Origin of the sequence: Yoonia sp. (assembly GCF_046498525.1) — a bacterium.
Lineage (GTDB): Bacteria > Pseudomonadota > Alphaproteobacteria > Rhodobacterales > Rhodobacteraceae > Yoonia.
Genome location: NZ_JAWOAN010000157.1, coordinates 1 through 7,627 on the forward strand (window position 1 = coordinate 1; position 7,627 = coordinate 7,627).

Consider the following 7,627-nt stretch of genomic DNA (forward strand, 5'->3'; position numbering starts at 1 on the left):
CCAATTCTTTGGAAACGGCGAGCGCTTGCGCGGCAAAGGCTTCGTTGGATTCAATCACATCGAAATCGCTTACCGTCAGCTTGGTCTTGACCAGCAAATTGTTGACCGCAGGCACGGGACCGATCCCCATCACCTCAGGGCGCACACCGGCATGGGCATAGCCCAGGATACGGAACTTCGGTGTCAGACCGGCGCTTTCAGCCGCTTGCGCTGTCGCAAGCACAATTGCTGCCGCACCATCATTCAGGCCGGATGCATTGCCAGCCGTCACAGACCCGTCTTTCTGGAACACGGGGCGGAGACTGGAGAGGGTCTCCAATGTCGTTGCCTTGGGATGTTCATCCGTGACGAAATCCACCACTTCACGGCGCTTTTTGACCGATACAGGGGTGATTTGGCTTGCGAAGTAACCGGCTTCGATTGCGGTAGCCGCCCGTTCCTGACTTTGCTGGGCAAATGCATCCTGATCTGCGCGGCTGATGTCATGCTCGCCGGCGACGTTCTCGGCGGTGACACCCATATGCCCTGTCCCGAACGGGCAGTTGAGCGCACCCAGCATCATGTCCCGCGTGACGATATCACCCATCCTCGCGCCCCAACGCTGATCAGAGATGATAAAGGGCGAACGGCTCATGTTTTCGGCACCACCCGCAAGACCGAAATCAGCGTCACCCAGCAAGAGCGACTGCATCACCGAAATGATCGCCTGCACACCAGACCCGCAAAGGCGGTTCACGTTCATCGCGGACGTTGTTTCAGGCACACCCGCATTCATCGCGGCCATGCGGCTAAGGTACATATCTTTGGGTTCGGTGTTGATGACATGACCAAACGCCACATGTCCTACCTGCGCTGCGTCCACGCCTGTGCGTTCCAGTGCGGCCTTGGCGGTGATCGTGCCTAATTCAATCGGGGAAGTTCCGGCTAAAGATCCACCAAAAGTACCAATCGCCGTGCGGGCACCGCCTAGAATTACGATATCGGTCATATCAGGCTTTCCATTCAGACTGGGCAAAACCCTACTGTAGCGTTCAAAAAGAACCAGAGAAAACGTGATGGTAAAACGCCAAAATCCGTGCCTGCCCCTGCATTGCCCTGACCCTAATCGCCGCAGGGGGCGTTTCCTTCCGGCGCGGGCGTGTTACCTCTGACGCAGAGGCCCGAAAACATGTTGCTGACCGTTCAGAATATTCACAAAACCTATCAGACCGCCGATGGCCCTTTCGAAGTGCTGCGCGGTATTGATCTGACATTGGGCGCGGGTGAAACGCTGGCGCTGACGGGCGAGTCCGGCAGCGGCAAGAGCACGCTGCTTCATCTTATTGGCGGGTTGGACACACCGGATCAAGGCCACATCCGTCTTGACGGCCAAGACATCGCGACCCTTGATGATACCGGACGCGCCGCCTTGCGCCGCGGCACGGTGGGGGTCGTGTTTCAGCAATTCAACCTGATCCCCAGTTTACGGGTTGCCGACAATATCGCCTTTCAGGCCCGACTTGCCGGACGGCATGATCCGAACTGGGACGCTATTTTGGCGGACCGTATGAGCCTGACCCTGCATCTGAACAAATATCCTGAACAGCTTTCAGGCGGGCAGCAGCAACGCGTTGCGATTGCCCGCACCTTGGCCGCCAAGCCACGCCTTGTTCTGGCCGACGAACCCACCGGCAATCTGGACGAGGCGACGGCAGACATCGTTCTTGACATGATGCTGGAACTGGTTTCGGAAACCGGTGCAGGTCTTCTGTTGGTCACCCATTCAAGCGCACTTGCAGGGCGGATGTCGCGGCGGTTGCATCTCCGGTCGGGGCAGGTGGCATGACACGGGCAACCTTGCAGGCATTGTTGTCGCATTGGTGGCGCAATCCGTTGCAATTGTTCACGCTGCTTTCCGGACTGGCGCTGGCCACTGCGCTTTGGTCTGGGGTGCAAGCCGTCAACGCCGAGGCGCGCGCCAGTTATGACGCAGCCGCAGCTACCCTTGGTGAGGGGCAATACGACCGGCTTGTCCGGCGTGACGGACAACCGATGCTGCAAGACACCTATATCGCATTGCGGCGGGCCGGCTGGCTGGTCAGCCCTGTGGTGCAAGGACGTCTGGACGGGGTGCGCATCGTCGGGATCGAGCCGCTGACTGCGCCTCGTGGCATCGGACCTGTTGCGCCAGTTGACGGTGGCGATATCACGGCATTCCTGTCCGGTGATGGCCAGCTTTTTGCAAACGCAGAGACCGCATCGCAACTTCCCGACCTTTCGGTGGTCATTACGCCAGAGGCGGCACCCGCGACAGCAGTGACCGATATCGGTGTTGCGCAACGGTTGCTGGACAAGGCAGGCCGGATCGACAGTCTGCTTGTCCTGCCCATGCAACCCAAGGGGCGTCCCGATCTTGGCGTTCTTGCACCTGAGCTCACTTTGCAACCAGCGCAGGGCGGCAGCGATATTGGGCGCCTGACCGACAGCTTTCACCTGAACCTGACGGCCTTTGGTCTTTTGTCGTTTGCGGTCGGTATCTTCATCGTCAATGGCGCGATCGGCTTGGCCTTCGAACAACGCCGGTCCGTGGTGCGGACCTTGCGCGCCTTGGGATTGCCCCTGCGCAGGTTGGTCATTCTGATGGCGGCAGAGTTGATGATCTTTGCCCTGATCTCGGGTGTGATCGGTGTGGCCCTTGGCTACATCATTGCGGCGCTGCTTTTGCCCGATGTCGCGGCCACCCTGCGCGGGCTTTATGGCGCGGATGTTTCCGGCACGCTGCAATTGCGTCCTTCATGGTGGCTGTCAGGTTTGGCCATTGCGCTGGGCGGTACGGCAATTGCGGCCAGTGGCGCGCTTTTCCAGATTGCGAAAATGCCGTTACTGGCCGCAGCACAACCGCGCGCCCTTGCGATGGCGGCAGGTCGGAAGGCCGTGATCCAAGGCATCTTGGCGGCAATCCTCTTGGGGATAGCGGCCGTCATGGTGTTCACCGCCAACGGATTGATCGGCGGGTTCACACTGCTGGCCGCGCTCTTGGTCGGGGCTGCGCTTGCCTTGCCGCTTATTCTGGATCGTATCCTTGCGGGTGCCAGCAAAGTGGCGAAATCGGTCACAGCGCAATGGTTCTGGGCCGATACGCGCCAGCAATTGCCCGGACTGTCACTGGCGCTGATGGCCTTGCTATTGGCAATGTCCGCAAATGTGGGCGTGTCCACGATGGTATCGAGTTTCCGGCTGACGTTTACCGGTTTTCTCGACCAGCGCCTAGCTTCGGAAGTCTATGTCCGGACCCAGAACGAAGCGCAGTCTGCGGCATTGGTGCAGTTCGCAGAACCACGCACCGACATTATCCTGCCGATCCAGAGCGTGGACACGCAAGTGGCCGGACAACCGACCGAGGTATTTGGCGCCCGCGACCACCCAACCTATCGTGACAACTGGGTGTTTTTGGAACAGGCAGCAAACCCTTGGGATGTGACCTTTGATGGGCAGGGCGTTCTGATCAACGAACAGCTTTCGCGGCGTGCCGAACTGAACGTAGGGGATGAGATAACCTTGCAGGGCACCTCCTTTGTCATCGCGGGCGTCTATGGCGACTACGGCAACCCGATCGGGCAGGCAGTCATTGGCGAGGCGATGTTCCGCACCCTCTACCCCGGCATCACCCCGCGTAATTTCGGGTTGCGTATGGACCCGGACACCGTGCCTGCTTTTCTGGCCGACCTGGAGGCGGCGACCGGTATCCCCGCGACGCAATCCGTCAATCAGGCAGGCATCAAAGCGATTTCGCTGGCAATCTTTGAGCGTACCTTCACGGTGACCACGGCACTGAATATCCTGACTCTCGCAGTTGCAGGCTTTGCCATATTAATGAGCCTTCTCACACTTGCCACCATGCGCGTCCCGCAACTGGCACCGGTATGGGCGATGGGCATGACGCGCAGCCAGATCGGAAGGCTGGAACTGTTGCGTGCAGTGATGCTGGCTCTGCTGACATCGGTTGTGGCCTTGCCGCTGGGTCTGGCACTTGCATGGGCCCTGCTGGCCGTGGTGAATGTCGCTGCCTTCGGGTGGAAGCTGCCGATGTATCTGTTCCCGCTGGACTATGCTCGCCTTGGGCTGTTTGCACTGCTGGCGGCGGCACTGGCAGCACTCTGGCCCGCACGCCGGTTGGCGCGCACGCCGCCTGCTGATTTGCTCAAGGTATTTTCCAATGAACGTTAAGGCGCTTTTGCTGGCTCTTCTCCTGCCTGTTGCTGCATTTGCTCAAGGCTTTGCAGGGCTTGGTACGGATGCAGAAGGCTTTTCCGTGCCGCAGCCAAACCCACAATTCGACTTTCCCGCAGATCATGGCGCGCACCCCGATTATCGGATTGAATGGTGGTATCTGACGGCCAATCTGACAGCGGAAGACGGCACGCCTTACGGCCTCCAATGGACGCTTTTCCGCTCGGCACTTGCGCCAGAAGACGGCGATGGATGGAGCACTCCGCAGCTTTGGATGGGTCATGCCGCTGTGACAACACAGGAAAATCATTACGTCAGTGAACGGCTTGCACGTGGTGGGATCGGGCAGGCCGGTGTGGTGGCGGACCCGTTTGAAGCGTGGATCGACGACTGGGTGCTTGCAGGTGACTGGAATACATTGCGGATGACCGCCAGCGGACCTGACTTTGCCTATGATATGGCACTGACCGCGCAAGGGCCGCTCGTTTTTCATGGCGATGCAGGTTATTCGGTAAAGTCTGCAGCGGGGCAGGCGTCTTACTATTATTCCCAACCGTTCTTTGCGATTGAAGGGACGTTGCAATTGCCTCAGGGCGATGCCGCTGTGCGTGGCAATGCATGGCTCGACCGTGAATGGTCCTCGCAGCCCTTGGCAGAAAACCAAACCGGCTGGGACTGGTTCTCGTTGTCGTTTGACGATGGCAACAAGCTGATGGGGTTCCGGTTGCAGCAGACCGATGGCAACAATTTTACCTCTGCCACTTGGATCACGCCCGATGGGGTGACGACGCCTTATACAGACGGTGCTTTGGTTGCGACACCGCTTGCCGTAAATGACGATGATGTGCCTGTGCGCTGGCGGGTTGAACTAGCGGCTCGGGATGTGGACGTTACTGTTGCGGCGATCAATGAAGACGCATGGATGACCACCAGCGTGCCCTATTGGGAAGGGCCGGTAACTGTGTCGGGCAGTCACACAGGCACCGGATATTTGGAGATGACAGGCTATGAGTGAATGGTTTGAAACCACTGAAGGTATCTGGACAAAGGTCTGGAACACGCTGGGTCGCGGCGTGGCCGACGCCAAGCATCCGGCCCGTCGTCCGACCTTTGCGACGGTTTCATCCGATGGCTGGCCGGAAGCCCGCACAGTGGTGTTGCGCACCGCCGACCAAGATGCAGGCACCATCACCATTCATACAGACCTGTTTTCCGACAAGATCAACAGTCTGCGCGCCCATCCACGTGCGGCGCTTCATATCTGGGACGCCAAGCAAGACCTCCAAATCCGGTTGCAGGCAGAGGTGACAATCAGTTCCGGCGCGCAAACCCGTACGCTTTGGGACAGAATCCCCGATCACGCCCGGCAATCCTATGGCGTCACGCCAGCCCCCGGCACACCGATCAAGACCGCTTTGGACTACGTCAAAGACCCTGACCCTGCGACATTTGCCGTGCTGCAGTGTACCGTGACAGGCATTGATGCAGTGCACCTTGGTGCCGACCATCGTCGTGTCAGTTTTTCACGTATGGGTCATTGGCAGGGACAGTGGCTTTCCCCCTGAACGCTTGCCCGCTAGAAGGCCCTGATGAACAGTTTTCCCCTTACCCGCGACCTTGTCCTTATTGGCGGTGGTCACACCCATGCGCTGGTTTTGCGTCGTTGGGGCATGAATCCGTTGCCCGGCGTCCGGGTGACGGTCATCAACCCCGGACCGACTGCGCCCTATTCAGGAATGTTGCCGGGGTTTGTGGCGGGTCACTATACGCGGGACGAGCTTGATATCGATCTGGTCAGACTGGCGCGTTTTGCCGGAGCACGGATCATCAACGGCTATGCGATAGGCATTGATAAGGACGCGCGTACCATCCACGTCGCAGGTCGCCCGCCGGTTGCCTATGATGTGGCCGCCATCGATGTCGGGATCACCTCTGCGATGCCGGACCTGCCGGGGTTTTCGACCCACGCGACCCCCGCCAAGCCATTGGGCACCTTTGCGTCCCGATGGGATGCGTTTCGCGCCCAAGCCCAAGCACCCCAGATTGCGATTATCGGTGGCGGTGTCGCCGGGGCCGAACTCGCCTTGGCGATGGCCCATGCCTTGCGGGACAAACAGCCAACCGTGCGTTTGATCGACCGCAGCCGCGTGCTCGCAGCACTCGGCTACAAAGCGCGGCAAAAAATGCTGGCCGCCCTGATAGCCCACGACATCGAAATCATCGAAGATGCCGAAGTCACCGAAATCTATGCCGAAGGTGTGGTCCTGCGTGACGGGCGCACCATTCGCAGCGATTTTACCACCGGCGCAGCAGGTGCTAAACCACATGACTGGATCGGCCAGACCGGTCTTGATCTGCACGAGGGCTTCATCACCGTAGATGCGCACCTGCAGTCCAGCGCGTCAGACATCTTTGCGGTCGGTGATTGCGCGCACCTGAGCCATGATCCGCGCCCCAAGGCCGGCGTCTATGCGGTGCGTGAAGCACCGGTGCTTTTCGACAATCTCCGCGCGGTCCTGTCCGGTGGCAATTTGCGCGCCTACAAGCCACAGCGCGATTACCTCAAGCTTGTTTCGGTTGGGGCACGGACTGCGCTTGCCGAAAAATTCGGGACCGCCCGTGAAGGGCCGCTTCTGTGGAAGCTCAAGGACTATATCGACCGCAAATTCATGGCCCAGTTTGATGCGCTTCCCGAGATGGACGCGCCCAAGCTGCCGCGCATCGTGGCGCTTGGTATGAAAGACGCTTTGGGCGACAAGCCGATGTGCGGTGGTTGCGGTGCCAAGGTGGGACGCGCGGCTTTGCAAGCCGTGCTGATAGACCATTTCGGCGATGACGCAGCCGAGGTGCAGCCCGGTCAGGTCATGAGCACAGATCACCTGCGCGCGCTGACCCTTGATCCGGTCTTGATGTCCCGCATCGCGGCCGTGCATGCGCTGGGCGATATCTGGGCGACGGGCGCCAAGCCACAGGCTGCGACGGCCAGTTTGATCTTGCCGCGTATGTCGGCGGACCTTCAGAAACGGACGCTGGCCGAGATCATGACTGTGGCGTCAGAGGTCTTTGCCAAGGCAGGGTGCAGGATCATTGGTGGGCATTCGTCACTTGGCGATGAATTGACCATTGGCTTCACAGTGACGGGGCTGACAAAAAATCCGATCACGCTGGCGGGCGCAAAACTGGGTGACAGGCTGATCATCACCAAACCTATCGGTAGCGGCACGATTATGGCAGCAGAGATGGCTGGCAAAGCTAAGGGAGAAGATGTGATCGCCTGTCTTGACATGATGGTCCAGGATCAGGCTGCCGCTTCGACCATCCTGGGCAAGGCCCATGCGATGACAGACATCACAGGGTTTGGTCTGGCAGGACATTTGCGGGGAATTTGTGACGCTTCGGGTGTCGGAGCCGTGCTTGA

The 7,627-nt window shown here is 59.4% G+C and carries 6 protein-coding genes; 5 read left to right on the plus strand and 1 reads right to left on the minus strand.

Translation table 11 applies throughout. The features are described 5' to 3' along the window. On the minus strand, window positions 1-988 hold a 988-nt coding region (locus R6T97_RS10275), incomplete at its 3' end, for an acetyl-CoA C-acyltransferase (protein ID WP_410349202.1). 180 nt (window positions 989-1,168) lie between these two features. Between R6T97_RS10275 and R6T97_RS10280 the strand changes: the two genes are divergently transcribed. The 5 genes from R6T97_RS10280 to selD all read left to right on the plus strand — a co-directional run. Next, window positions 1,169-1,825 (plus strand): ABC transporter ATP-binding protein, encoded by a 657-nt coding sequence (locus tag R6T97_RS10280; protein ID WP_410349203.1) that lies wholly within the window; start codon window positions 1,169-1,171, stop codon window positions 1,823-1,825. Beyond that, window positions 1,822-4,206, plus strand: coding sequence for an FtsX-like permease family protein (locus R6T97_RS10285; RefSeq protein WP_410349204.1), 2,385 nt, complete (start codon window positions 1,822-1,824; stop codon window positions 4,204-4,206). Before R6T97_RS10280 ends, R6T97_RS10285 begins: the two co-directional genes overlap by 4 nt. Continuing rightward, window positions 4,196-5,224, plus strand: a complete 1,029-nt coding sequence (locus tag R6T97_RS10290; RefSeq protein ID WP_410349205.1) for a lipocalin-like domain-containing protein — start codon at window positions 4,196-4,198, stop codon at window positions 5,222-5,224. The genes R6T97_RS10285 and R6T97_RS10290 overlap by 11 nt, the downstream gene beginning before the upstream one ends. Then, window positions 5,217-5,774, plus strand: coding sequence for a pyridoxamine 5'-phosphate oxidase family protein (locus R6T97_RS10295; protein ID WP_410349206.1), 558 nt, complete (start codon window positions 5,217-5,219; stop codon window positions 5,772-5,774). Before R6T97_RS10290 ends, R6T97_RS10295 begins: the two co-directional genes overlap by 8 nt. Window positions 5,775-5,798: 24 nt before the next feature. Next, on the plus strand, window positions 5,799-7,627 hold a 1,829-nt coding region (gene selD, locus R6T97_RS10300), incomplete at its 3' end, for a selenide, water dikinase SelD (RefSeq protein ID WP_410349207.1).

Excerpts from the sequence above, each read along its gene's own strand:
- R6T97_RS10280 (WP_410349203.1), top strand. The coding sequence starts at position 1,169 with ATGTTGCTGACCGTTCAGAATATTCACAAAACCTATCAGACCGCCGAT.
- R6T97_RS10285 (WP_410349204.1), top strand. The coding sequence starts at position 1,822 with ATGACACGGGCAACCTTGCAGGCATTGTTGTCGCATTGGTGGCGCAAT.
- R6T97_RS10290 (WP_410349205.1), top strand. The coding sequence starts at position 4,196 with ATGAACGTTAAGGCGCTTTTGCTGGCTCTTCTCCTGCCTGTTGCTGCA.
- R6T97_RS10295 (WP_410349206.1), top strand. The coding sequence starts at position 5,217 with ATGAGTGAATGGTTTGAAACCACTGAAGGTATCTGGACAAAGGTCTGG.